The organism is Vannielia sp. (assembly GCF_029212645.1).
Taxonomy (GTDB): Bacteria; Pseudomonadota; Alphaproteobacteria; order Rhodobacterales; family Rhodobacteraceae; genus Vannielia.
On record NZ_JARGND010000024.1, the window covers coordinates 17,958 to 44,166 of the forward strand.

At 64.1% G+C, this 26,209-nt stretch carries 20 protein-coding genes; 8 read left to right on the forward strand and 12 right to left on the reverse strand.

Annotated elements, in window-relative coordinates; translation table 11 throughout:
- Positions 1-12: 12 nt before the first annotated feature.
- Entirely contained in the window at positions 13-1,533 is a 1,521-nt protein-coding gene (locus tag P1U55_RS09410) for a tripartite tricarboxylate transporter permease (protein ID WP_301047320.1), read from the forward strand.
- 12 nt (positions 1,534-1,545) lie between these two features.
- A complete protein-coding gene (locus P1U55_RS09415; protein ID WP_301047321.1) occupies positions 1,546-2,589 on the forward strand; it encodes an AbrB family transcriptional regulator in 1,044 nt (347 codons plus the stop codon).
- On the opposite strand, the gene P1U55_RS09420 is transcribed toward P1U55_RS09415, so the two are convergent.
- Together P1U55_RS09420 and P1U55_RS09425 are read right to left on the reverse strand one after the other, a co-directional pair.
- Positions 2,586-3,386: a citryl-CoA lyase gene (locus tag P1U55_RS09420; RefSeq protein ID WP_301047322.1), complete on the reverse strand. Its 801-nt coding sequence runs from the start codon at positions 3,384-3,386 to the stop codon at positions 2,586-2,588. The two genes, P1U55_RS09415 and P1U55_RS09420, sit on opposite strands and share 4 nt — an antisense overlap.
- Positions 3,383-4,576 carry a CoA transferase gene (locus tag P1U55_RS09425; protein ID WP_301047323.1) on the reverse strand — a complete coding sequence of 398 codons (1,194 nt, stop codon included), beginning with the start codon at positions 4,574-4,576 and terminating at the stop codon, positions 3,383-3,385. The genes P1U55_RS09420 and P1U55_RS09425 overlap by 4 nt, the downstream gene beginning before the upstream one ends.
- Before the next feature lie 205 nt (positions 4,577-4,781).
- Here P1U55_RS09425 and rpe point away from each other — a divergent pair, with 205 nt between their 5' ends.
- The 4 genes from rpe to P1U55_RS09445 all read left to right on the forward strand — a co-directional run bounded on the left by rpe (position 4,782) and on the right by P1U55_RS09445 (position 12,305).
- Entirely contained in the window at positions 4,782-5,480 is a 699-nt protein-coding gene (gene rpe, locus P1U55_RS09430) for a ribulose-phosphate 3-epimerase (protein ID WP_301047324.1), read from the forward strand.
- A 3-nt stretch (positions 5,481-5,483) separates the two neighbouring features.
- Positions 5,484-6,143, forward strand: a complete 660-nt coding sequence (gene gph, locus P1U55_RS09435) for a phosphoglycolate phosphatase (RefSeq protein WP_301047325.1) — start codon at positions 5,484-5,486, stop codon at positions 6,141-6,143.
- A gap of 296 nt (positions 6,144-6,439) precedes the next feature.
- The gene (locus tag P1U55_RS09440; RefSeq protein ID WP_301047326.1) at positions 6,440-8,200 is read left to right on the forward strand and encodes a BamA/TamA family outer membrane protein; all 1,761 of its coding nucleotides are present in this window, start codon (positions 6,440-6,442) and stop codon (positions 8,198-8,200) included.
- A 1-nt stretch (position 8,201) separates the two neighbouring features.
- Positions 8,202-12,305: a translocation/assembly module TamB domain-containing protein gene (locus P1U55_RS09445; protein ID WP_301047327.1), complete on the forward strand. Its 4,104-nt coding sequence runs from the start codon at positions 8,202-8,204 to the stop codon at positions 12,303-12,305.
- Positions 12,306-12,397: 92 nt separating this feature from the next.
- Here P1U55_RS09445 and P1U55_RS09450 read toward each other — a convergent pair whose 3' ends face one another.
- Positions 12,398-14,896 carry an FAD-dependent oxidoreductase gene (locus P1U55_RS09450; RefSeq protein WP_301047328.1) on the reverse strand — a complete coding sequence of 833 codons (2,499 nt, stop codon included), beginning with the start codon at positions 14,894-14,896 and terminating at the stop codon, positions 12,398-12,400.
- 117 nt (positions 14,897-15,013) lie between these two features.
- Positions 15,014-16,000, reverse strand: a complete 987-nt coding sequence (locus P1U55_RS09455; RefSeq protein WP_301047343.1) for a D-glycerate dehydrogenase — start codon at positions 15,998-16,000, stop codon at positions 15,014-15,016.
- Between the two features lie 169 nt (positions 16,001-16,169).
- Here P1U55_RS09455 and P1U55_RS09460 point away from each other — a divergent pair, with 169 nt between their 5' ends.
- A complete protein-coding gene (locus P1U55_RS09460; protein WP_301047344.1) occupies positions 16,170-16,628 on the forward strand; it encodes an SH3 domain-containing protein in 459 nt (152 codons plus the stop codon).
- Between the two features lie 7 nt (positions 16,629-16,635).
- On the opposite strand, the gene P1U55_RS09465 is transcribed toward P1U55_RS09460, so the two are convergent.
- From P1U55_RS09465 to P1U55_RS09495, 7 genes are all read right to left on the reverse strand, one after another.
- Entirely contained in the window at positions 16,636-17,610 is a 975-nt protein-coding gene (locus tag P1U55_RS09465; RefSeq protein WP_301047329.1) for an extensin family protein, read from the reverse strand.
- Positions 17,607-18,527: a prephenate/arogenate dehydrogenase family protein gene (locus P1U55_RS09470; protein WP_301047330.1), complete on the reverse strand. Its 921-nt coding sequence runs from the start codon at positions 18,525-18,527 to the stop codon at positions 17,607-17,609. The genes P1U55_RS09465 and P1U55_RS09470 overlap by 4 nt, the downstream gene beginning before the upstream one ends.
- Entirely contained in the window at positions 18,524-19,609 is a 1,086-nt protein-coding gene (hisC, locus tag P1U55_RS09475) for a histidinol-phosphate transaminase (protein ID WP_301047331.1), read from the reverse strand. Before hisC ends, P1U55_RS09470 begins: the two co-directional genes overlap by 4 nt.
- 217 nt (positions 19,610-19,826) lie before the next feature.
- Positions 19,827-21,242 carry a saccharopine dehydrogenase NADP-binding domain-containing protein gene (locus P1U55_RS09480; RefSeq protein WP_301047332.1) on the reverse strand — a complete coding sequence of 472 codons (1,416 nt, stop codon included), beginning with the start codon at positions 21,240-21,242 and terminating at the stop codon, positions 19,827-19,829.
- Positions 21,243-21,462: 220 nt separating this feature from the next.
- Positions 21,463-22,083 carry a 30S ribosomal protein S4 gene (gene rpsD / locus P1U55_RS09485; RefSeq protein ID WP_301047333.1) on the reverse strand — a complete coding sequence of 207 codons (621 nt, stop codon included), beginning with the start codon at positions 22,081-22,083 and terminating at the stop codon, positions 21,463-21,465.
- A 206-nt stretch (positions 22,084-22,289) separates the two neighbouring features.
- Complete coding sequence (locus P1U55_RS09490; protein WP_301047334.1) at positions 22,290-23,432, reverse strand: Hint domain-containing protein; 1,143 nt, start codon at positions 23,430-23,432, stop codon at positions 22,290-22,292.
- A gap of 106 nt (positions 23,433-23,538) precedes the next feature.
- Positions 23,539-24,453 (reverse strand): lipid A-modifier LpxR family protein, encoded by a 915-nt coding sequence (locus tag P1U55_RS09495; protein ID WP_301047335.1) that lies wholly within the window; start codon positions 24,451-24,453, stop codon positions 23,539-23,541.
- A 146-nt stretch (positions 24,454-24,599) separates the two neighbouring features.
- Here P1U55_RS09495 and P1U55_RS09500 point away from each other — a divergent pair, with 146 nt between their 5' ends.
- Positions 24,600-25,721, forward strand: coding sequence for a CaiB/BaiF CoA-transferase family protein (locus tag P1U55_RS09500; RefSeq protein ID WP_301047336.1), 1,122 nt, complete (start codon positions 24,600-24,602; stop codon positions 25,719-25,721).
- Here the strand turns inward: P1U55_RS09500 and P1U55_RS09505 are convergent.
- Positions 25,718-26,209, reverse strand: a 492-nt coding sequence (locus tag P1U55_RS09505) for an Rrf2 family transcriptional regulator (protein WP_301047337.1), incomplete at its 5' end; no start/stop codon positions are given. The genes P1U55_RS09500 and P1U55_RS09505 overlap by 4 nt on opposite strands.

Consider the following 26,209-nt stretch of genomic DNA (forward strand, 5'->3'; position numbering starts at 1 on the left):
GGGGTATGACAGATGCTTGACGGAATTCTCCTTGGCCTCGGCACCGCCTTCACCCCGATCAACCTGATGATGGTGATCGGCGGCTGCCTGATTGGCACCTTCATCGGGATGCTGCCCGGCCTTGGGCCGATGTCGATCATCGCGATCATGATCCCGGTGGCGATCACGCTGGGCGATCCTTCAGCGGCGCTGATCCTGCTAGCCGGGGTTTACTACGGCGCGATCTTCGGCGGCTCGACATCCTCGATATTGCTAAACGCGCCGGGGGTCGCGGGCACGGTTGCCACCGCCTTTGACGGCTATCCCATGGCCCGGGCCGGGATGGCGGGCAAGGCGCTGACGATTGCGGCGGTATCGTCGTTTGCGGGGGGCACGATCAGCGCGATCCTGCTGGCGATATTTGCGCCGATGCTGTCTACCGTGGCGCTGCTCTTTCACTCGGCGGAGTACTTTGCATTGATGGTGGTGGGCCTCTCGGCCATTGCCGCCTTTGCGGGCACGGGCAACGTGGCCAAGGCGGTATTGATGACGCTGCTGGGCCTCATCATGGCCACGGTGGGCGAAGGCGCGCTGTTCAACATGCCGCGCTTCACCATGGGGTTGATGGACCTGCAATCGGGCTTTGCCTTTGTCACGCTGGCGATGGCGATGTTTGCGCTGCCCGAGGCGATTTTCCTTGTGCTGAACCCGGCGCGCTCGGCCCAGAGCGGTGAGGGTGGCGGCAAGATCAGCGGCCTCAGGATCACCCGTGCCGAGGCGCGCAAGATCGCTCCGGTGATCGGGCGGCAATCTATCCAGGGCTTCTTCATCGGGGTGCTGCCGGGGGCGGGGGCAACGATTGCCTCTTTCCTTGGCTATGCCGTAGAGCGCAATATCGCCAGCGAGGAGGAGCAAAAGGAGTTTGGCAAAGGCTCGATCAAGGGCCTCGCCGCGCCGGAAACCGCGAACAACGCGGCCTGCACCGGCTCTTTTGTGCCGCTGTTGACGCTGGGCATTCCCGGTTCGGGCACCACCGCGATTTTGCTCGGTGCGTTGATCGCGCTGAACGTCACGCCGGGGCCAAGGCTGATGGTGGACGATCCGCAGATCTTTTGGGCTGTCATCATCTCGATGTATATCGGCAACCTTGTGCTGCTGATCCTAAACCTGCCGCTGATCCCCTATATCGCCAAGATCCTGACGATCCCGCGCACCTACCTGATCCCGTTCATCCTGTTTTTCACACTGATGGGCAGCTACATCGGGCAGAACAACGCCACCGAACTTCTGATCCTTGTGGGCTTGGGCGTGGGGGCGACGGTGCTGCGCTTTGCCGATTATCCGCTGGCGCCGCTGCTGATAGGCTTTATCCTTGGGCGGATGCTGGAGGATAACTTTTCACGCTCGATGCAGCTTTATGATGGGATCGGATTTGTGCTGGAGCGCCCGATGACGCTGGGCCTGCTGGTGATTGCCCTGCTTCTGGTGCTGGTGCCCAGTTACCGCGCACGACGCGCAAGGGCGCGTGCGCGGGGGGTGGCCGATGGCGATTGAGGCTGGCGCGCGATGAGCCGGGTCAGTTGGCAAGAGCTGGGCCGCGCCGGGCTGTCGCTGGGGATCGGGCTGGCGGGGGCCGGGCTTTTCACGCTCATCGGCTTTCCGGTGGCGCCTTTGACAGGCGCGGCATTCGCCGTTTCAATGGCCGCTTTGCTCGGGGTGCGGATGATTTTGCCCAAGGCGCTGGCGCTGGTCGCCTTTGTGCTGGTCGGTATCAACATAGGCACCGGGGTCACCCCGGCGGCACTGGGAGCGGCGGTAACATGGCCTCTCAGCCTGGCCGTTCTCGGGTTCTTTTTGTTGCTGGGGATGTTGGTGACGCAGGTTGGGTTGCAGCGCTTTCTGGGCTTTCTGCCACAAGACGCGGTGCTCGCCGGGGCGCCGGGGCATTTGACCTACGTGCTGACGCTGTCGTTGGAGACCGGCGGCGATCCGGGCCGGGTCGCGGTGATCCAAAGCATCCGGGTGCTGTTCCTGACCCTTGTGGTGCCGGTGATCGTGGCCAGTGTCTTTGGCGCAAGCGGCACCCATGTGCTGCCCCCCGAGGCGATGTCTTTCGGGATGCTGGCCGGGATGGCGGCGGCGGCGGTGGGGGTAGGGCTGGTGTTCAAACGGATGCGGCTGCCAGCGGCGTTTTTACTGGCGGGCATGGCGGTGAGCGCGGTAGGCCACGCGATTGACCTTACGCCGGGGCGGTTGCCGCCGGTGTTGAGCGTGGCGTCTTTTGTGGTGATGGGCACGATGATCGGCACCCGGTTTTCCGGCCAGACATGGAACACCCTGCGGGTGGGCCTGGCCGCCGGGGTGTTCGTGACCGGGGTCAACGTGGTGATGACGCTGCTCGCGGTGGGCGCGGCGATGGTGCTGCTTGGCCTGACACCGGCGATGCTCGTCGTTGGCTATACCCCCGGCGGCGTGGAAGCGATGGCAGCAATGGCGCTGGCGCTCGGCCTCGATCCGGCCTTTGTGGCGGCGCATCATGTGGCCCGGTTGTTGATGCTGACAGTCCTCGTGCCCGCCCTTTTAGCGCGGGCGGGGCGGCAAAAACCCTAGGGCAAATCGCGGCGCGGCGGGCCATCATAGGTCCAGCGGTAGGCGGGGGGCGTTGGCCCCTTGTTGCGCCCGCCCTGGCCCATTTGCTCCCATGAATGGGCCAGCACGCCAACCGAGCGCGACAGGCAAAAGAGACCACGGGCCAGCGGAGCGGGAAAGCCCAGTTCAGCAAAGATCACCGCTGTCGCGCCATCAATGTTCATCGGCACGGGAGCGCCGCGCGTTTCGGCCAGGTGCGCCTCGACGGCGCGGGCGATCTGGGCAAACCGCCCCGAAACCTCGCCCGCTGCGGCCGCCTCATCCACCAGTGCCAGAAGGCGCGGGGCGCGGGGATCAACCGGCTTGTGAAAGCGGTGGCCAAAGCCGGGCAGATACTTGCCGTTCTCCTCACGCCATGTGGCCACGGTGGCGGCGGTGGCAGTGGGGCCGCCTGCGGCCTCAATCCGGGTATAAAGCTCCACCGCCTGTTCCCCTGCCCCGCCGTGCACATCGCCCAGAAAGTTCACCGCCGAGGCCATGGCATTGTTGAGCGACAGCCCGCAGGTTACCGCCATGCGGGCGGCGGCGATGGAGGGCGCTTGCGGGCCGTGATCGACGGCGGCCACCAGCGCGGCCTCCAGCAGCGCCGCCTGCCCCGGCGTGGGCAGATCGCCGCGGGTCATCAGCCAGATCATCTGTGGGAAGGTGACATTGCCGATCAGCTCCTCGATCGGGTAGCCGCGAAAGGCGATGCGGCCTGGCTCCATGTCGATGATCTCGGTGCGCCACCAGTCAGAAACGTCATTCCGGTCGCTCATATCGCGCCCTCCTTTTGCAGCTCTTCAAGCTCATCCTCGCTGACGCCCAGCGCGCCCCAGATTTCGCCCGCGTGTTCGCCAAGTTGCGGCGGCGGAGTGGGCACGGTGAGGGGGGCGTGATCCAGCTTTATGCCCGTTGTCACCACGTCAATGCCCCGGCCCACGCCCGCAACATCCTCAAAATGCGACAGAAATCCGCGCTCCGTTACCTGCGGCATGGCCAGCACCTCCGGCACGGTGAGCACCGCGCCCGCAGGCACGCCAAGCGCGTTCAACTCCTTGGCCCAATCGCGCGCCGGGCGGGTTTTGAGCACGGTTTCCAGCGCCGCGCGCAGGGCGAGGCGGTTGGTTTTGCGGGCTTCACGGTTGGCGTATTCGGGCTGATCGCGCAGCGCGGCGAGGCCGAGATGATCGGTCAGCAGCACCCATTGTTCATCCTTGTTGGCGGCGATGTTGATCGGCCCGTCCGCCGCCTCGAAGGTGCCGGAGGGGGCCGAGGTGGGGTTTTCGTTGCCTTGGGGGGCTGGCTCTTGCCCCGCAATCAGGTGGTTGGAGACGACCCAGCCCATGGTGGCCAGCACGCTTTCGAGCATCGACACATCGAGAAACGCGCCGCGATTGGGGGCATTGAGGGCGGCGGCCACGGCGAAGGCAGCGGTGAGCCCGCCAACTGTATCGGACACCGGATACCCCACCCGCTGCGGCGCGGATTGCGCATCGCCGGTGATCGACATGACGCCGGATGCGCCCTGGATGATCTGGTCATAGGCGGGGCGGTGGATCCACGGGCCCTCTTGCCCGAAGCCCGAAATCGCGCAGTAAATCAGCTGCGGGCGGGTTTGGCGCAGGGTCTCATAGCCAAGGCCCAAACGGTCCATCACGCCGGGGCGAAAGTTTTCAACCAGCACGTCGGCGGTTTGCAGCAAGCGCATAAACAGCGCCTTGCCGCGCGGGTGCTTGAGGTTGACGGTGACCGACTTTTTGCCCGCGTTCTGCGCCAGAAAACTGACGCCCATGCCTGCCTCGTTCAGCGCCGGATCGGCCCCCAACTGGCGGGCCAGATCGCCCCGGCCTGCGGCCTCGACCTTGATCACCTCGGCCCCCATATGGGCGAGTTGGTGGCAGCAAAACGGGCCTGCAAGCACGTTGGTGAGATCAAGCACGCGGATATTTTCAAGCGGTTTGGGCATGGGGCGTGGCCTTTGTGGGCGGTGGGTGGCACCAGCCTATGCCGCTGCCGCGCCGGATGCCAGAGAGGCCGCGCCTGGCTGACCGAGACGAAGCGCGCGCTTGACGGCGCGGCCCTGACGACCATAACCCAAGCGCACACCCCTGCGAGCCGCGCCAAAAAAGCGCGGGCTTCAGCATGACCGACCGCCCAAGGAGGCCGCCCGAATGAGCTTTGACCGTTCCATCAAGATCGCCCCGTCGATCCTGTCTGCCGATTTTGCCAACTTTGGCGAGGAAATTCAGGCCATTGAGGCGCAGGGCGCGGATTGGGTGCATGTGGATGTGATGGACGGGCATTTTGTGCCCAACCTCACCTTTGGCCCGCCCGCCGTGAAGGCGTTTCGCCCGCATGTCAAAACCTTCATGGATGTGCATCTGATGATCGCCCCGGTGGACCCTTACATTGAGGCCTATGCCGAGGCGGGGGCGGATATGATCACCGCCCATATCGAAGCGGGGCCGCATATTCACCGCACCTTGCAGGCGATCCGCGCACAGGGCGTGAAGGCAGGCGTGGTGCTGAACCCCGGCACCCCGGCAGAGGCCGTCGCCGATGTGCTTGATCTGTGTGACATGGTGCTGGTGATGACGGTAAACCCAGGTTTTGGTGGCCAGAAGTTCATCCATTCCGGCGTGGATAAAACCCGCAAGCTGCGCCAGATGATCGGGGATCGACCGATCCATATCCAGATTGACGGTGGCGTCACCCCTGAAACCGCGCCTCTGGTGGTGGCGGCAGGGGCCGATGTGCTGGTCGCCGGGTCGGCGGTGTTCAAGGGCGGGTCGGTGAGCAACCCCGAGGTTTATGGCGCCAACATGCGCGCCATTCGCGAAGCGGCCGAGGGCGCAAGAGAGGCGGCCTGAGCCATGGCGCGGATCGTCTTTGACCTTGACGGCACGTTGATTGACAGCGCGCCGGACATTCACGCGGGCGCAAACGCGCTGCTGAAGGCCGAGGGCGCCGAGCCGATCACCCTGGCCGAGGCGCGCGGCTTTGTGGGCCAGGGGGCTGCCGCCTTCATCGAAAAAGTGCGCCACGCACGGGGGATTGCCGAGAGCGAACAGGCGCGGCTGTTGGCGGCTTTTGTGCAAAGCTACGCCACGCTCATCACCAGAACCCGCGTCTACCCCGGCGTGCTGGAGGCGCTGGAGCGGCTGCGCGATGACGGCCACCGCCTTGGGATTTGCACCAACAAGCCGCTGGTGCCTTGCAATGCGGTGCTGGCGCATCTGGGCCTCGAGCGCCTGTTCGAGGTGGTTTTGGCCGGTGACAGCCTGCCTACCCACAAGCCTGATCCGGCCCCGCTGCACGCCGCCTTTGCCGCGCTTGGCGAGGGGCCGCAGATTTTTGTGGGGGACGGCGAGGTGGATGCCGAAACCGCGCGCCGCGCAAAGGTGCCCTTCCTGCTTTACACCGAAGGCTACCGGAAGGCCGAGGTGGCGAGCCTGCCGCACGCGGCGGCGTTTTCAGACTATGGTGCGCTTGTCGGGCTGGTTGAGAAATTCGGGGTGGAAACGGCGGGCTGACGCGGTGCCATTGCGGGGCGGCTCTGGGGAGAGGCCCCTGCCGGGCGGCCAGCGCCATCTGCCAACCGCTTGATATTGCGGAACCCTATGGGCGACACCTGCGTTCTATCCTGAAAGGCAGGCAAAAGACCGCAGCGACAGGTAGGGGCATGACAGGAAAACGTGACCGGCAAGGGGGCCAATGCCCCATTGCGGACAGGACAAAACCGCGTAGATTCGTCGCATCTTTCAAGGAGCGCGTTTCGCCGGTGATTTCGAGGTTTCATAAAACGGGTTTTGCCGCAGTTTGTGCCCTGTTGTTAAGCCCTTGGGCCGCGCAGGCCGAGGTGAAGATCAGCCTTTCGGTGGCTGGTGGGGACGACACGCTTGAACAAGCGGTGATTGGCGCACTCTCCACCCGATCCCAGCTTTTGGACGGAGACGAAGACCCGCAGGCGCTGGTTGCGGCGGCGCAGGCTGACTATGGCCGCGTAGTGGCGGCGATGTATGGCGAAGGGTTTTATGGCCCGGTGGTTTCCATCCGGCTGGATGGACGCGAAGCTGCCGAAATTTCGCCCTTCGCGGTGCCTGCCCAGGTGAGCCGCATCGCGGTTTCGGTTGAGCCGGGCCCAGCCTTTAGGTTTGGTCATGCCGAGGTGGCCCCGGTGCCAAGGGGCACCGAACTGCCAGAAGATTTTCGCCAGGGGGAGCCTGCCAAGCTGCCGCTGATCGAAAGCGCCGGCAACGCTGGCATTGAAGCCTGGCGCGATGCCGGCCACGCAAAGGCATCGCTCGCGGGGCAGAGCATTACCGCGCGCCATCCCGGCGGCACGCTTGATGTGTCTCTCAGGCTGAATCCGGCGCGCAAGCTGCGCTTTGGGCGGCTGGTTATCAAGGGCAACGAGGACGTGCGCGGCGAGCGCATTCGCGACATCGCCAGCCTGCCGGAGGGCGAAACCTTTTCGCCTGATGAGATCGACAGCGCCTCAACCCGGCTGCAACGCACCGGGGCGTTCCGTGTGGTCTCGCTCACCGAGGCCAAAACCGCCAACCCCGACGGCACGCTTGATGTGATTGCGACCCTCAAGGAAGACAAGCGACGCCGCTTTGGCTTTGGCGCCGAGGTGACAACGCTGGAGGGCGGCACGCTGAGCACCTTTTGGCTGCATCGCAACCTGTTTGGCGGGGCGGAGCGGCTGCGGATTTCCGGGGAGGTCACCAACCTTGGCCTGAGCGATGATAACGGGGTGGATTACCGCCTTTCAGCGCTGTTTGGCCGCCCCGGCACCTTTGATCCTGACACGGATTTCTACATCAGCGCATCGCTGGAACATGAGGATGAGCCGCTTTACCTTGCCGATACCTTCGAAGTGGAAAGCGGCTTTCACCGGATCGTCAACGATGAGTTTGAATACAAGATCGGCGCTGGCCTGCTTTATTCGCACACCGATGACGATTTGGGCGAGCGTGACTTTGCCCTGCTCACCTTTCCCGGCAGCGCCACGCTGGACCGGCGCGACAACAAGCTAGATGCAAAGCAGGGCTATTACATTGGCGTTGAGGCCACACCTTTTGCCGGGCTGAACGGCACTGGCAGCGGCGCGCGGCTTTATGCAGACGGGCGGGCCTACCGCAGCTTTGGCGAGGGTGATCGCATTACCCTTGCCGGGCGGGTGCAGGTTGGCTCGGTCGTGGGGCCGGAGCTTACCGATACGCTGCCCGATTACCTGTTCACCTCGGGCGGGGGCGGCACGGTGCGTGGCCATTCCTACCAATCGCTCGGGGTGACGCTGGATGATGGCACCGAGCTTGGTGGCCTCAGCTTTCTGGGCGCGTCCATTGAGGTGCGCGGGCAGGTGAGTGACAAGATCCAGCTTGTGGGCTTTTACGATTGGGGCATGATCGGCTCTGAAAGCACGCCGGGTGACAGTGGCAACAGCCATTCCGGCGCGGGCTTTGGCATTCGCTACCAAACGGGGATCGGGCCAATCCGCGTTGACGTGGCCACCCCGGTCAGCGGGCCGGAGGATGATGGCAATGACGTGGCGTTCTACATTGGCATCGGGCAGGCGTTTTAGGATGCGGCTGTTCACCCTCGCCTTTTGCCTGATTTTCCCCTTCGCCGCCGTCGCGCAAGACAGCGCCTCGGAAGAGGCGGATAAGGGCTACCTGACGAACCTGTTGCAAAGCACCCTGTCAGACGCGGGCCGCGCCGTGGTGATCGACGGGTTTGAAGGGGCGCTTTCATCCCGCGCCACGATCGAGCGCCTCAGCATTGCCGATGACGAGGGCATATGGCTGACCGTGGAGGGCGTGGTGCTGGATTGGAACCGCGCCGCCCTGCTGAGCGGGCGGCTGGAAGTGGCCGAGTTTTCCGCCGAACGCGTGGTGATGCCGCGCGGCCCGGTGAGCGACGCGCCGCCATCGCCCGAGGCAACGCCCTTTAGCATCCCCAGCCTGCCGGTATCGGTGGATATCGCAAAGCTGGCGGTGGCGCGGGCCGAATTTGGCGCGCCGGTGCTGGGGCAGGCGAGCACGGTTTCCCTCACCGGGGAGGCGCATCTGGAAGGCGGCGGCATGGATGTTTCGCTCGCGTTGGAGCGCCAGGACGGGGTGGAAGGCGAGATTTCTCTCATCGCTCGCTATGCGCCCGAAAGCGGCGAGGCAGCGATTGATCTGGTGATGCAGGAGGCCGCAGGCGGCATTGCCGCGACGGCGCTCAGCATCCCCGATGCGCCGGCGCTGGACGTCACGCTCAAGGGCGAGGGGTTGGTGAGCGACCTCACCACGCGCCTCAGCGTGGCCTCGGAGGGCGCGGAGCGGCTGGGCGGCACCATCCGGCTCACCAATGGCGACGAGGCCAGCCCCGGCTGGGCCGTGGACCTTGATATTGCAGGCGATGTGACCCCGCTTTTTGCACCGGGGATGCGGGATTTCTTTGGCCAGGACGTAGAGTTGACGGCCCGCGCGGCAGAGCGGGATGACGGGGCCTATGCGCTTTCCGGCCTCTCACTCACCGCGCGCACGGCCGTGATCGAGGGCGATTTTGTGGTGTCGCCCGAAGGCTGGCCGCAACGGATGGCTCTGCGCGCCGAAATCGCCGATCCGGGCAAGGCGCCTGTCACCCTGCCCACGGGCGACGGTGAAACACAGGTTTCGAGCGCCTCGGTGGTGCTCGCCTTTGACGCCGACGAGGGCAGCGAATTTACCCTCACCGCCGAAACCAAGGGCTTTCGCACAACCGGTTTCGTGGCCGATGCGCTGACCATCGGCGCAAAGGGCACGATCACCCAGGGCGACGGCGCGGCGCAGGGAGCGGTTCAGGCGGTGGTGGACCTCGCCGCAAAGGGCCTTTCCTCGGAAGATGAAGCGCTGGCCCGCGCGATAGGCGAGGCGGTGAGCGGGCGGTTTGATCTGGCCTACACCGAGGATGCGCCGGTGCAGATCACCGGTTTGGCGCTGGACGGGGCCGACTTTGCCCTCACCGGGAGCGCCGCGATCGACGGGGTATCCACCGGCTTGGCCAGCACGCTCGACATGGTTCTGAAAGCCGAAAGCATCGCCCGTTTTGGCCCCTTGGCCGGGGCCGACCTGACCGGGGCGGCAGAGCTGGAAATCACCGGGGCGATAACGCCGCTTTCAGGCGGGTTTGACCTTGAGATTGCGGGCAGCACGACCAACCTCGCCATCGGGCAAGAACAGGTTGATGCGCTACTTGCGGGCGATGGCACCCTTGAGGTGAGCGCCAAGCGCGATGAAACCGGGCTGACGGTGCGCAATGTTTCGGCCCGCACCGCAAATGGTGTTGTGCAGGCCAGCGGCACGGTGGCGAGCGAGGCAACGGCGCTTGACCTAAGCGCCTCTGTCCCCGATTTTGCGCCGCTCTATCCGGGGCAAGAGGCCAGCGGCAGCGCAAGGCTTTCGGGCAAGGTGACGCTCGCGGGCACCCAGCTTGACACCGCAAAGCTGACGGTTCTGCTAAGTGCGCCCGACGGGGGCCAGGTACGCATCCCCTCGGGCGATCTGCGGCTCGACGGCGGCACGCTGGGGCTCGATTACACCGCCGAAGGGCAGCGCTGGAGCCTGTCTGGCCTGCTGCGCGAAACCGCCCTGCCCGGCTATGGGGCCGAGGCGCTGACGCTCCAGGGCGAAGGGGTGCTGACGCAGGCCGAGAATGGCATCGTCACGGCGCTTCAGGGGGAAATTTCGCTCACCGGGAACGGGCTGAGCGCCGATGACGCCGGGCTGGCGCAGGCGCTGGGCGAACAGGTGACGCTTGACGCAACGCTTTCTTATGCCGAGGGCGATCCGCTTCAACTGAATGCGCTGCGGGTGGCCGCAGGAGACACGGTTGCGACGGGCGCGCTTACCCTCGCCCTGCCCTATGGCGACGGCAATGCAAGCTATGATCTGGCGCTGAAGGCCCCCACCCTTTCGCAAGCTTCCGGCCTCGCCGGGCTGCCGCTGAGCGGTGCGGCGGATATCACCGCGACGGGCCGCGTGAACGCCAGCGCGGGCAGTTTTGAAGCGCGCCTTGGTGGCACCCTGACCAGCCTTGGCATTGGCACCGATGTGGTTGATACCCTGCTCGCCGGGACGGCCACGATTGCGGCTGAGGTGGCCCGCAGCGGCCCCGATGCGCCGCTCACCATTCAAAGCGCGCGCCTTGATGCGCCCAATCTGGATGTGACCGCCTCCGGCACCCCGGAGCGGATCACGCTGGACGCGCGACTTGCCGATCTGGGCCTCATCGCCTCTGATTTTTCCGGCCCCGCCACCGCCAGCGGCACCGTCACGTCGCAAGGTGGCACCATCGGCCTTGATATCCGCGCCTCTGGCCCCGGTGGCAGTGTGGTGAACGTGACAGGCGGGCTGACGGGGGGGCAGGCCGACTTGCGGATCACCGGCGATGCGCCGCTCGGGGTAGCCAATTCGTTCATCGCACCGCGCCGTTTGAATGGCCGCGCAACGCTGGACCTGACGATGCAAGGCACGCCGGGGCTGGAAAGCCTGAGCGGCACGGTGCGTACATCGGGCGCGCGCGCGGTGGATACCAGCTTTGGCGTCGCATTGGAGGATATCACCGGCGGGGTGACGCTTTCAGGCGGGCGCGCGTTGATTGATATCGGCGCACGTGGCGGCGAAGGCGGGCGGCTGGGGGTGACAGGCTCGGTTGGTCTTTCAGCGCCGCAAGAGGCCGACCTGACCGTTACCGCGCAAGACTTTAAGCTGCGCGATCCGGCGCTTTATGACACCTCGGTCGATGGCACGGTCACCCTCGCCGGGCCGCTCTCCGGCGGGGCGCTGCTGAACGGGCAACTCAGCCTTGGTGCCAGCGAAATCCGCATTCCTTCCAGTGGCATGACGGGCCTTTCGGATATCCCGGACATCACCCATGTGGGTGAACGGGCCGGGGTAACAAGCACGCAGCAAAAGGCCGGGCTGATCGCGACCGAAAGTGACGGCACGGGCGGCGGCGGGAGTGGGCGGATTGCGCTTGATCTGCGGGTCAGCGCGCCCAATCAGGTTTATGTGCGGGGCCGTGGGCTGGATGCGGAACTGGGTGGCCGATTGCGGCTCACCGGCACCACCCAAAACGTGATCCCGGTGGGCGCGTTTGAGCTGGTGCGCGGGCGGCTTGATATCCTTTCACAACGCTTCAACCTCACGGAAGGGTCGGCGCGGATGACCGGCTCTTTTGATGCCGCGCTGCGGCTGGTTGCCACCACCGAAAAGAACGGCACCACCATTTCGATCATCGTTGAAGGATCGCCCTCTGACCCGGAAATCACCTTCACCTCCTCACCGGAACTGCCCGAAGAAGAGGTGCTGGCGCAGTTGATCTTTGGCCGCGACCTTTCAACCATTTCGCCTTTGCAGGCGCTCGAACTGGCCAACGCGGTGGCGACGCTGGCCGGGAGCGGGGGCGGTGGGATCGTTGCCAACCTGCGGCAAAACTTTGGGCTTGATGACTTGGATGTGACCCAAACCGACGATGGCGACACCGCGGTGCGGGCGGGTAAATACCTGAGCAAGAACATTTATTCAGACGTGGTGGTTGAGAGTGATGGCACGACGGAGCTAAACCTCAACCTGCAAATCTCGCCCAATGTCACCGCCAAGGGCTCTACCTCGACCGATGGCAATGCGGGCATCGGGATTTTCTTTGAGAGGGACTATTAGGGCGCGGCTCAAAAGCCGCTGTGCTTGCAACATGTGATCTGGCCCGCCGGTGAGGGCCAGATCATACACTTTCAGACGGCCGCAGCGCCGGTTTAACCGTCCACCCGGATCGCCACATTTTTTGGATCGTAAGGGCTGTCTTCGACCACATCCGCATCCCATAGCTGGCCTTGCATCCGCACCTTGAGCCTGGTGCCAACCTCAGCCATTTCGGGCGTCACGTAGCCCATGCCGATAGACTTGCCGAACGCCACCGAATAGCCGCCCGAGGTAAGCCGACCCACCTTGGACTCCCCATGATACAGCGCCTCGCGGCCCCATGGATCAGCGTCCGCCGGGCCATTGATCAACACGGTCACGCAGGTGCTGCGAATGCCCTTGGCCTCCATCGCCGCCTTGCCGTTGAAGTCTTTTGACAGGTCGACAAACCGGGTGAGGCCAGCCTCAAGCGGGGTGGCATCACGGCCCAGCTCGGTACCAAAGGCGCGGTAGCTTTTTTCCTGACGCAGCCAGTTTTGCGCCCGTGCGCCCACCAGCTTGAGCCCGTGTTTTTCACCGGCCTCCATGAGCTGATCGAAAAGGTAATTCTGCATCTCCATCGGGTGATGCAGCTCCCACCCCAACTCGCCGGTATAAGCGACGCGGATGGCGTGGACCGGGCACATCATCAGCTCGATATCGCGGGCCGAAAGCCACGGGAAGCGCTTGTTGGACAGCGCGGTTGCGGGATCTGGGTCGCGGATCAACCCGGCCAGAACATCGCGTGCCTTTGGCCCGGCAATCGCAAAAACGCCGCGCTGCGCGGTCACATCCATCAGGATCATGCCACCAAAGCGTTGTTGCGTGTCTTCAATGGATTTTTTCAGGAAATCAGCATCATAGGCCTGCCATGCCCCGGCAGAGATCAGCGTGAAGTGGTCATCGGCGTGGCGCACAATCGTGTATTCGGTGCGCGTGGTGCCCGCCTCGGTGAGCGCGTAGGTGAGGTTGATCCGCCCCACTTTAGGCAGCTTGTTGGTGGTGAACCAATCAAGGAAGGCCGCGGCGCCCGGCCCTTTGAGCACATGCTTGGTGAAGGCCGTTGCATCAATCAAGCCAACCCCCTCGCGCACTGCTTTTGCCTCTTCCACAGCATATTGCCACCAGCCGCCACGGCGAAAGCTGCGCGCGTCATGGTCAAAGCTGTCAGGCGCATCGAGCGGGCCAAAATAGTTGGGCCGTTCCCAGCCGTTGACGCAGCCAAACTGCGCGCCACGGGCTTTCATCCGGTCATAACAGGGGGCGGTTTTCAGCGGGCGGCAGGCGGGGCGCTCTTCATCGGGGTGGTGCAAAACATAGACGTGATCGTAACATTCCTCGTTCTTGCGGGCGGCGTATTCCGTTGTCATCCACGGGCCAAAACGCTTGGGATCGAGGCTCGCCATATCAATCTCGGCCTCGCCTTCCACCATCATCTGCGCAAGGTAATGGCCGGTGCCGCCCGCTGCGGTGATGCCAAAGGAAAAGCCCTCGGCCAGCCACATGTTGCGCAGCCCCGGCGCGGGGCCAACCAGCGGGTTGCCATCCGGCGTGTAGCAGATCGGGCCGTTGAAATCATCTTTCAAACCAACGGTTTCCGACGTGGGAATCCGGTGGATCATGCTCATGTATTCCTCTTCGATGCGCTCCAGATCAAGCGGGAAGAGATCAGCCCTGAAGCTATCGAGCACGCCGTATTCAAACCGGGCGGGGGCGTTCTTTTCGTAGGGGCCAAGGATCCAGCCGCGCCGCTCTTCGCGCACATACCACTTGGCATCGGCATCGCGCAAAACCGGGTGCTCGGGGTTGCCCGCCGCGCGGTATTCCACCAGCGCCGGATCAGGCTCGGTGACGATGAACTGATGCTCAACCGGGATCGCCGGGATCTTCAGCCCCAGCAGGCGGGCGGTGCGCTGCGCGTGGTTGCCCGTGGCCGTCACCACATGCTCGGCGATGATCACCGCCTGCTCCTCGGAGGGCACCAGATTGCCCCCCTGCTCGACCATCCTGGTGACGGTGACGCGCCATTCTGCGCCCGTCCATTCATAGCCATCCACCTGCCAGCGGCGCTCGATCACCGCGCCGTGCTGGCGCGCGCCCTTGGCCATGGCCATCGTCACATCGGCGGGGTTGATGTACCCATCGGTCGGGTGGAAAAGCGCGCCCTCCAGATCATCGGTGCGCAACAGGGGCCAGCGCTCCTTGATCTGTGCCGCGCTCAGAAATTCATAAGGGATACCAACGGTTTCGGCGGTGGAGGCGTAAAGCTGATACTCATCCATCCGGGCGCTCGATTGCGCCATCCGCAGGTTGCCAACCACATAGAACCCCGGATTGAGGCCGGTTTCCTGCTCAAGCGTTTTGTAGAACCGCACCGAGTAATCATGGATATGGCTGGTGGCGTAGCCCATGTTGAACAGCGGCAAAAGCCCGGCGGCATGCCAGGTGGACCCGCTGGTCAACTCGTCGCGCTCCAGCAGCATGGTCTGCCACCCCGCGCGGGCGAGGTGATAGGCGATCGACGTGCCAACGGCGCCACCGCCGACGACTAGGGCTTTGACGTGGGTCTTCATGGCGCAGGGGCTCCGGAGCTAGGCTACTGACAGGTAATCTGGCGAAAACCCGCGCCGCATTCCACGGGGTTTCGACACCTTGCAGCCAAAAGCGACATTCCCCGCCTTTCCGGCCTGTCAGAGCATGGACGGCACAACCAAATCCGGCGGGCGATGGCCGTCGGCGAAGGTTTTGATGTTGATGATCACCTTCTCCCCCATCTCCATGCGGCCCTCATGGGTGGCCGAACCCATATGCGGGGTCAGCAGCACATTGGGCAATTCGCGCAGGCGGGGGTTCACGTCCATGGTTTTTTCAAACACATCCAGCCCGGCTCCGGCAACCTCACCGGCGCGCAGCATCCGGGTGAGCGCGTTCTCGTCAATCACCTCGCCGCGCGAGGTATTGACCACCACCGCCGAGGGCTTGAGCAGCTTCAACCGCCGCGCATTGAGCAGGTGGAACGTGCTGGGCGTGTGCGGACAGTTGACGGAAACGACATCCATCCGGGCGAGCATCTGGTCGAGGCTTTCCCAATAGGTTGCCTCCAGCTCTTCCTCGATTTCGGGGCGCAGGCGCCGCCTGTTGTGGTAGTGGATTTGCATCCCGAAGGCCCGTGCGCGGCGGGCCAGCGCCTGCCCAATCCGCCCCATCCCAAGGATGCCCAAACGCCGCCCGGCGATCCGCCCGCCAAGAAACGAGTTCGGGTTCCAGCCCTTCCAGGTGCCCTTCTTCATAACTGCGGCTCCGGCGGGCATGTTGCGGGTGACACCGATGATCAGCGCCATCGCCATATCGGCGGTATCTTCGGTCACAACGCCCGGCGTGTTGGACACCAGAATGCCGCGCTGGCGCGCCGTGGACACATCCACATGGTCAATCCCCGCGCCGAAATTGGCGATGAGTTTCAGCTTGTCGCCCGCCTGCCCGATCAAACCGGCATCCACCGTATCGGTGATCGTGGGCACCAGAACATCGGCCTCGCGGATGGTGGCCAAAAGCTCTTCGCGGGTCATCGGATCGTCGGTTTCACGCAGGCGCACATCAAAAAGCTCGCTCATCCGCGTTTCGACCGCCTCCGGCAACCGTCGCGTTACGACAACACTCAGCCGCTCTGCGCCCATCATTCTTATCCTCCTGCTTAACAACGCTCATTCTTCGCGTAGAGTGTGCGCAAGAAAAGGCGCGGGTTACAAGCGCCGGATGAGGCAAAAGCAGGTTTTGGGCATGGGGCATCGACACGCATTGCGCCGGGTTTTACTGAGCATTCTCGGGGGATTGGTCGCCATCGGGATGAGTGCGGGCGAAACCCATGCGGCAGAGGAGCGCGGGCCGGTCACCAACCTGCCGCTGCCGCGCTATGTGTCTCTCAAGACAGATGAGGGCAATGTGCGGCGCGGACCAGCGCTAAGCCACCGGATTGATTGGGTTTTCAAGCGCCGCAACATGCCGCTGGAAGTGACCGCCGAGTTTGGCCACTGGCGGCGCGTGCGCGATCAGGAAGGGGCTGGGGGCTGGGTGCATTACTCGCTGATTTCCGGCGTTCGCACTGTGATCGTGCAGGAGGATATGGCCGCTCTGCGGATGCGCCCCAGCAATGATGCCCCCACAAACGCGCGGTCGGAAGCCGGGGTTGTGGCCAAGCTGGGCGAGTGCCGGCCCGAGTGGTGCTGGATCACCTCTGGCTCCGCGAGAGGCTGGGTTAAAAAGACCGACCTCTGGGGCGTGAAACCGGATGAAATCCGGGAATAACAGGCGCTTACCGGCAGTAGGAGCCGGAGCGGTAGCGCGCGGTATCAAAGTGGAAATGATCACGGTGGAAGCGGTTGGCATTGGGGCCGAGCACCGTTCCAAACGGCCCGCAGGCCTGCTTGTGCATCTTCTTCAGCGCCGCTGACCACGCCTTTGATCCCCAGCCTTTGAGCACCGAAACATAAGTGCCATCCCTTAGCACAATGCCCGAAATATCCACCGCGCGGCCTTTCGCATGTTCCGAAAGACGCCCGGTTTTCGCGTTGTTCCGGTTGCGGCAGGCGTAATGCGCCACAACCTTGATTTGCTTCACCCCGCCGCCCTTGGAGCCGATGGCAGGTTTGAGGCCCTTGCTGACCCAAGAGTTCAGCGCCTTGGCGGTTTGGCAATCAACCGTGGTCGTTTGGGTGAGCGTGATCCCCTGGATCGAGGTCACCTTCACCGGATTGGCGATGCCGCAGCCAGAGTTTGGCTTGCCGAATGTCTTGCCCGCAGTGCCTTTGATCGCGTTGATGCCGCAGACTGAGTCCTTTCGCCCGAACCTTACCTCAGTAAGCGTTGCCTGTTCCTTAACAAGACGCGCAATATAGCTGGGGCGCGCCTGTGCGCGCGGGGCGCCGGTGTTGAAAGCGATCGTGGTGGCGGTGAATTGCGGCAGCGCCGCCGGGGGCTTGGCGCGGGGGGTAAAGGCGGCCAACGTGGGCGCACCGAAGACCGGCACGCGCGCGGCATCATCCGGGGTGACGGGCGCTTTGGGCTGCGCGGGGCGGGCCGGTGGCCGGGTTGGCGGCAGGTCGGGGCCACGCACAAGGCCAGTGGCGGTAAGCGGCGCAATGGTGCTGCCGCCGCTGCTGGAGATTACGGTTTTCTCTTTGGTATCAGGCGTTTCAACCGGGCGCGGCAGAGGCCGCAGCGAGGCATCCGGCCCTTTGGCGAGGGCTGGCGCGGCGGTGAGCAGCAGGACCAGCGCGGCGCGGATCACTTTTTGCTCATCCGGCCAAAATTGGGCGCGTCGGTATCCTGCCCGGCCTCGATAATGCCGCGACGGATGGCGCGGGTGCGGGTGAAATAATCAAACAACTCGTCGCCATCGCCGGTGCGAATGGCGCGTTGGAGGGCGAAAAGCTCTTCGGTGAAGCGGCCCAGAATTTCGAGCGTGGCTTCCTTGTTATTAAGGAAAACATCGCGCCACATCGTTGGATCAGAGGCGGCGATGCGGGTGAAATCGCGAAACCCGGCGGCGGAATACTTGATGACTTCGCTATCGGTAACGCGGCGCAGATCATCGGCCACGCCGACCATCGTATAGGCAATGAGGTGCGGGCAGTGGGAGGTGACCGCGAGCACCAGATCGTGGTGATCGGGCTCCATCTCATCAACATTTGCGCCGAGGCCTTCCCAGTAACTTCGCAGCTTTTCAGTTGCTTGGGGGTCAGCACCTTCAACCGGGGTGAGGATTGTCCACCGGTTGTCAAACAGCTCGGCAAAGCCCGACCGCGGGCCGGAATGCTCGGTCCCGGCGAGGGGGTGGCCGGGGATGAACTGGGCGTGGGGCGGCAGATGCGGGGCGATGGCGGCGATGACGGCCTTTTTGACCGAGCCGACATCAGAGACCGTGGCCCCCTCGGCCAAGTGCGGCGCGATCTCCTTGGCGACAGCTTCCATGGCCCCGACCGGCACGCAAAGGATGACCAGATCTGCGCCCTCAACGGCCTCGGCGGCGGTATCGACGATGCGATCACAGAGGCCGATTTCCTGAGCGATTTCACGGGTTTCAGCGGAGCGCGAAGTGCCGACAATCTCGCCCGCCAGGCCCGCGCGGCGGGTGGCGTGGGCCATGGAAGATGCGATGAGGCCAAGGCCGATCAGGGCAACGCGGTTGTAGATTTGGGTGCTCATGCTTGGGCCTCCTTGAAGGCGCGCAGGGCCTGGGTGACGCCTGCGCAAGAGGCCTCGTCGCCCACGGTGATGCGCAGGCAATCCGGTAGGCCGTATCCACCAACCTGGCGCAGGATAAAGCCTTGTTTTCCAACGAAATTAAAGGCGGCTTCGGCTTCGGCCTCATCGGCGAAGCGGGCGAGGACGAAATTGGCGTTGGACGGATCGGAAGGGATACCGATTGCGGCGAGATCTGCGGCGAGGCGGGCGCGCAGGCGCAGAGTGTCACGCAGGCATTGTTGCGTAAATTCAACGTCTTCCAGGGCGGCGATGGCCCCTTGGATCTGCATGTTGGACAGGTTGAACGGGCCACGGATGCGGTTGAGTACATCAATGATGTCTTGCGGGCCATAGCCCCAGCCAACGCGCAGCCCGCCGAGCCCGTAGAGCTTGGAAAAAGTGCGTGTCATCAACACGTTATCATGGGTTTCAACCATGGATGCGCCGCCGTCATAGCCATCGGCAAACTCGGCATAGGCCCCGTCGATCACCAGAAGGCAGCCAGCGGGCAATCCGGCGGCCAAACGGGACATTTCATTGCCGCCGATCATGGTGCCGGTGGGGTTGTTGGGGTTGGCGATGTAGACGATTTTTGTGTTGTCGTTACAGGCGCTTAGGATCGAGTCCACATCGGCCACGCGGTCCTTTTCAGCGGCCACAACCGGGGTGGCGCCGGCGGCTTTGGCGACGATGGGATAGACCGAAAACCCGTGCTCGGTATAGACGACCTCATCGCCCGGCGCGGCGTAGGCCTGAGCGATCAGGTGGAGGATTTCATCGGAGCCGACGCCGCAGATCACCTGCGAGGCGGGCAGATCGTGGTGTTCGGCGATGGCGTCCCGCAATATCTGGTGGTCGGTGCCGGGGTAGCGGTGCAGCGAGGGCAGCGCGGCCTTGATCGCCTCAACCGCCTTGGGGCTGGCGCCCCAGGGGTTCTCGTTGGCCGATAGCTTGACCGGATTCTCCACCCCTTCAAACGCGGATTTTCCGCTTTGATACAAGGCGATATCAAGAATGCCGGGTTGGGGTGTGGGGGCTGTCATACTGATCTCCGTTCACGGGGTTCTAACGGGTACGGGGATTTCTGCAAGGCGGGGCGGGATTTTGGCCGTTAACCGCGAATTTGGAAGGGCCACACCCCATGCACACCCAATGCACAACCCATACATATGCAAATTTGCAAAACGACGACAGGTTAATGCGCCACGCACAGGGATTTACGCAAGGCAGGCCCGCAAGCCCACGAACCCGCCCGGCGGCTCAGGTGGCAAGCACGTTGCGGAAGGCCCAAGGCACGGTTTCATCGAGGCCTTCGGGGAAGTGCTCCCAGCGGTTTTGCAGCGGGGTCCAATCGGTGTAATGCGCCTCGACCGGGCCAAGGTAGGGGCGCTGGACCTCAAGGCAGCGGGCGTGGTCCATCTCGTCGGTCTCGACGATCCCGGCATTGGGGTTATCGAGCGCCCAGACCATGCCCGCGAGCACCGCAGAGGTGACCTGAAGGCCGGTGGCGTTTTGGTAAGGCGCCAGATCGCGGGTTTCATCGTTGGAGAGGCGCGAGCCGAACCAGAGCGCGTTTTTCTCGTGGCCGTAGAGCAGGACGCCAAGCTCATCGACCCCTTCAACGATCTCGTCTTCGGTGAGGATGTGATGGGTGGCCTGCTGCTCGCCGGAGCCGAACATCTCGTGCAGGGACAGCACCGCGTCATCCGCCGGGTGATAGGCGTAGTGGCAGGTTGGGCGATACTCAGGCTCGGCCCCCTGCCCCACGGTGAAATAGTCGGCAATCGAGATCGCCTCGTTATGGGTGACGAGGAAGCCAAACTGCGGCCCCGGCGTGGGGCACCATGTGTGCACGCGGGTGACGGCACCGGGGCGATCGAGCCAGATACCAGCCTGGCAGCCGGTTTCGTGGCGGTGGCCGTTGGGCGGGAACCACGGCTCATGGGTGCCCCAGCCAAGCTCGGCCGGTTGGAACCCTTCAGAGATGAACCCTTCAACCGACCATGTGTTGACGAAGGTGCCGCGCGGGCGGGGCTTGAGGCGGGCCTGGGTATCACGCTCGGCAATGTGGACGCCCTGCACCCCGAGCGATTGCATGAGCCGCGCCCAGCCTTCGCGGCTGGTGGGGGCGGTGGCCTCATGTCCGGTGTCGCGGGCCAGGGTGAGCAGCGCCTCCTTGACGAACCATGAAACCATGCCGGGATTGGCGCCGCAGCAGTTGACCGCCGTTGTGCCGCCCGGATTGGCCGCCGCCTCATCACGGACCGCCTGTCGCAGCGCGTAATTGGTGCGCTCGGCGTTGTTTTGGGTGTTGAAATAGAAGCCCTCCCAAGGCTCGGCCACGGTATCAATATAAAGCACGCCCATTTTGCGGCAGTGCTTGAGGAGATCGAGTGAGGAGGTATCGACGCTGAGGTTGACGCAAAAGCCTTTGCCCTCGGGGAAGAGGGCGGAGAGGGTTTGCTGGTAGTTCGCGGGGGTGAGCGCGGTGTCGATGAAGCGGATGCCATGCTCCCGCAGGAAGCCGTGCTGGCGGGCATCAGGCTCGATCACCAGAAACTGGCTTGGATCATACTCGAAATGGCGCTCGATCAGCGGCCATGTGCCTTTGCCGATGGAGCCAAAGCCGATCATCACGATGGGGCCGTCGATGCGGTGGTAGACGGGGTAGGTCATGGGGGAGGCTCCTGCGCGATGTTACCGGGCGAGGGTAGCCTGTGTTGCGCGATTGTCCAAGGCGGGGCGCGCGGAATGGGCGCTGAAATGGCCTTGCACCGGGGCCTTTTGATGGGGTTGGGGTGTTTTGCCATGGGGCAGAAACAAAGAGGGCCGCGCCAGTTGCCCGGCGCGGCCCTTTAAAAATGTCCGTAGGGTGGGTGCAACCCACCCTGAGCCCTTAGTTCTGGGCGTAGAATTCGATGACGAGGTTGGGTTCCATCTGCACCGCGTAGGGCACGTCCGAAAGGCCGGGGGTGCGCACGAAGGTGGCGCTCATCTTGGAGTGGTCGGCCTCGATATACTCGGGCACGTCGCGCTCGGGCAGTTGGGTGGCTTCAAGCAGCACGGCCATCTGGCGCGACTTTTCACGAACCTGGATCACATCACCCTCTTTCACGCGGTAGGAGGGGATGTTGACGCGCTTGCCGTTCACGGTGACGTGGCCGTGGTTTACGAACTGGCGGGCGGCAAAGACGGTGGCCACGAACTTGGCGCGGTAGACGACCGCATCAAGGCGGCGCTCCAGCAGGCCGATCAGCTGCTCGCCGGTATCACCACGCAGGCGTTCGGCTTCGGAGAAGATTCGGCGGAATTGCTTTTCGGTCAGGTCGCCGTAGTGGCCCTTCAGCTTTTGCTTGGCGCGCAGCTGGAGGCCGAAGTCGGACAGTTTGCCCTTGCGGCGCTGACCGTGCTGGCCGGGGCCATATTCACGACGGTTGACGGGGGATTTGGGGCGGCCCCAAATGTTTTCGCCCATGCGGCGATCGAGTTTGTACTTGGCAGACGTGCGTTTGGTCACGGCTGATCTCCTTCTCACTTTGCTTCCACGGCTTGGTCCGAAAACCGGTTCCCACTTTTCGGGCCGTGGACAGGAAGGGCGTTGTCCTCTCCCCGGATCTTGCCGGAGCGACAGGGCATCCCCTTGCGGGGGCCGCCAACACCAATGAAGACACCGGGGCATGAACCCCGGCGAATGGGCGGCTTATACAGCCCTGCCCTGCCCTGTCAAGCGGCGAGCGGGCCGCTTGTGTTGAGGCCGTGTTTGAGGATGGCCGCTTCGGCCCCGGTGAGGCCGCGCCGGGCGGGTTGGCCATAGCCATCGGGGCGGGTATCGACGCCGGGCATCATACCTATCAGGCGGGCGCGATCACCGGGATCGAGGGTGCCCATATCGGCCTCGGAGGGGTGGAAGCTTTCGGTCGCCACGCCGTTGGCAAAGAGGATCTGGTGGCGCTCCAGCAGCAGGTGCACATAGGTTGCCTCCAGCAGTTGGGTATCGATCCGGATGCCGGGAAGCCCCTCAAGGTCACGGGCGCGGACCAGCACTTCGGCCTCATTGAACAGGGCGCGCGCGGCCGCGCCGCGGATGATCATCCGGTGATTGGGCGAAACCAGCAGGTCTCCCTCGGGCACGTCTGGCCCCAGAACGCCCGCGGCAAGGCGGATCGGGCGGAGCTTTGGCAGGGCAAAGAAGCGGGCGCCTGTCATCCGGCGCGCACCGCGCCATGTGATCGGCTGGGCGCCGTCATCGGCGGTGGTCACAAGGTCACCGGCACGCAGGCTTTCAACCGCGCGGGGGCCATCGGGGGTGGCGATCCGGGTGCCAGCGGTGAAGCAGATCACCCCGCCCTGCGGCGTTTCACCAAACGGGAGGTGCCCGGCGGCAAAGCTTGCGGCGCGGCTCACCCACAGATCACGCCCCTCGGGCGGCACCTCGCCGACAAACATCAACAGCACCGGCGCATCGGGCGCGGTTTCAACCCAGGTGCCCATCCAGGCGCGTGTGCCATCGGTCACGGCGAAGCTTTGTTCCACCATCAGCCCATCTTTGGCCAGTGCTTCGTTGCGGGCCTCTTGCCGAAGCACCTGGCGCTGCGCCTCTTGCGGAGAAGCGGCCATCTCGGCCAGGGCGGCGCGTTGGTTGACGATCAAGCGGCGCACCTTGCGTGCCGCGCGTTTGTGGAGGTCTGCCACACCCTCAGCCTCTGCGAGCGTTGCGATCTCATTGGGCCCATCGACCCGAAGAGAGCGCCCGCTCCAGCGCCAGGTCGCGCCCGGAAGCAGGCTTTTTACCGGTGCTCCGGCGTGCCCATCTGTTTCCGTCTGCGACCAGGGGATGACAAACGTGCCGAGAAAGCCCGTTTTCATTGCCTGTATGCCTGCCGTTTCGTGTTTTTATCGTTTTATTGCCAAAACGTTAACACGACGCGAATCACCGGACCAAGAAAAAACTGCGGCAGGGCGCGCAATACAATCAGAAGAAGAGGCGAAGCTGGAGTGCGCCGACAAGCTGGCCTTCGGGCTGGGCCTCGAACTCTTCGGTGAGCCATGTGAGGCCGTAGTAGGCACCGTAGCGATCCCCCTGGTAGTTCACCCCGGCGCGCAAGCGGCTGCGGGTGTCTTTCACCGCATAGCCCATATCCTCGGGCAGAAACTCGGACGACCAGACGCGGGCGATATCGCCGCCGAGCACGAAGGAGAAGCCACGGTCGCTGCGAGAGCGGATCACCTGGTAGAGGTGGCCGGTGGTGGCATCACGGGTGAGCAGGGCCCCCTGCCCGAAGCTGCCCAGGGTCAGATCGGCACCGATGCGGGCAAAGCTTTCGACCCCGGCCTGCACCTCGGCAAAGGGGCGCAGGCGGGCCCGGCCAATGGTGAAATCACGCGAAAGCTCCCCCGAGAGCGTGGGGTAGACCGCATCGGAAAGCTGATCGTCGAGGATTTTGGTTTCGCTCAGCCCTAAGGTGGTGTGCAGGGCGTTTTGAAACTCTCCCATGCCGGTTTGAGGCCCGACGAACACCAGATCAAACCCGGTGCGAAGCTGCGCCTGCCCCAGCATCGAGTGGCTGTGCACGCCAAAGCTGACGGTGCCCGCGAAGGGGCGGTCGCTGGCGGAGGGCGATTGCAAGCTGGCAGGGGCGATGATTTCGGAGCGGATGCGAAACTCCAGCATCTCGCCCCAGCGGTCTGTCAGTTCATCAAGGTGGTTTGATGGACCATAGGCGATGGAGACGGTATAGGCCCCGGTGCGCCAACGGTCATAGCCATCCCCCAGCACGTCATTGGTGAAAAAGCGGCCCCAATCGAGCAGATCACGCTCGGTTGCGGCGGCGGGGGCGGCAGATATAAACCCGGCGGCAAGCGCCAGAGCGAGGGCAGCAAATTTCATGGCGCGTTACCGGTAAGTCCTGTTGCGCCATGGCATAGGCCGGGTTGGGTGAGTCGCCCAAGGGGTTGGAGGCGCGCGAAGAGGAAACGCAGTGTTTCCGCAACAGGCGCAGGCGGGCACGCTGGCGCAAAACAAGGGAGGTGCGGATGAAGCCGCTCGAAGGATTGAAGGTTGTTGAACTGGCGAGGATTCTGGCCGGGCCGTGGATTGGCCAGGCGCTGGCCGATCTGGGGGCCGAGGTGTTGAAGGTGGAGTCTCCGCAAGGGGATGACACGCGGCAATGGGGCCCTCCCTTCATTGAGCGCGAGGGAGATCGCACGGCGGCCTATTACTACGCGGCAAACCGGGGCAAGGGGTGTGAGGTGGTCGATTTTCGCACGCCGGAGGGGCAGGCGCGGGTGCGCGAGCTGGCGGCGGATGCGGATATTCTGATCGAGAATTTCAAGGTGGGCGGGCTGGCGAAATACGGGCTGGATTACGCCGCTCTTGGGGCGCTGAACCCCCGGCTGATCTACTGCTCGGTGACCGGGTTTGGCCAGGATGGCCCCTATGCCGGGCGGGCGGGCTATGACTATTTGATCCAGGGCATGGCTGGGCTGATGTCGATCACCGGGGAGCCGGAGGGCACGCCACAAAGGGTGGGCGTCGCGGTGACAGATATCGTGACCGGGCTTTACGGCGCCATCGGCGTTTTGGCCGCCGTGGAGCAACGCCACAGCACCGGGCGCGGCCAGCATGTGGATATGTCGCTGCTGGATTGCGCAACCGCTTTGCTGGCCAATCAGGCGATGAACTACTTTGCCACCGGCGAAAGCCCGGTGCGGACAGGCAATTGGCACCCCAATCTGGTGCCCTATCAGGTGTTCGAGGTGGCAGACGGCCATATCATCATCGCCACTGGCAATGACGGGCAGTTTGTGCGGCTCTGCGGGGTGCTGGGGCTGGAAGAGCTGCTTACGGACAGCCGCTTTACGATCAACAGCGACCGGATAGCGAACCGCGAGGCGCTGATCACGCTGATAGAGGGCAAAACAAGGGGCTGGGGCGCGGCAGATTTGCTGGCGGCGCTGGAAAAGGCGACGGTGCCGGCCGGGCCGATCAACTCGATCGCCGAGGCGCTGGAAGACCCGCAGGTAAAGGCACGCGGGATGCAGATTGCACCGGAGGGCGTGCCGGGGCTGCGCGGGCCGTGGCGCTTTTCGGATGCTGATTTGGCGCTGGAGACAACGGCGCCGGTATTGCCAAAGGGGCGCAGCGGCGCGGATTAATGCGCGGTGGGGCTGGCGCAGGCGGGCGGGGTGCTGGGCTGAAAGGCCAATAGCGCCTCAAGCCCGCTATTGTCCTCGACAAGGTCGGCCACGGTGATCTCATCAAGCGAGGTATAAAAGGCCTCAAGCGCCGCCTTCAGTGCCACCCTGAGGCGGCAGTGGGCCACGAGCGGGCAGGTATTGCGCTTGGCCTCAAAACATTCGGCAAAGGGCAGGCCGCTTTCAAACAGGCGAAACACCTGCCCGACAGCGATTTGATCGGCGGCGCGGCCAAGGCTGACGCCGCCGAAACGGCCCCGAGACGCCAGCACCATGCCATTGCGGTGCAGCACCGGCACCACCTGCATCATGTGGTTGCCCGACACATTGCAAGCCACCGCGATATCCGCCGAGCGATGCGGCCCATCGTCGTTGACGGCGCAATACATCAGCACCCGCATGGCCAGATTTGTTCGCCTTGTCAGCCGCATGACGCCTGCCTTGTTTCC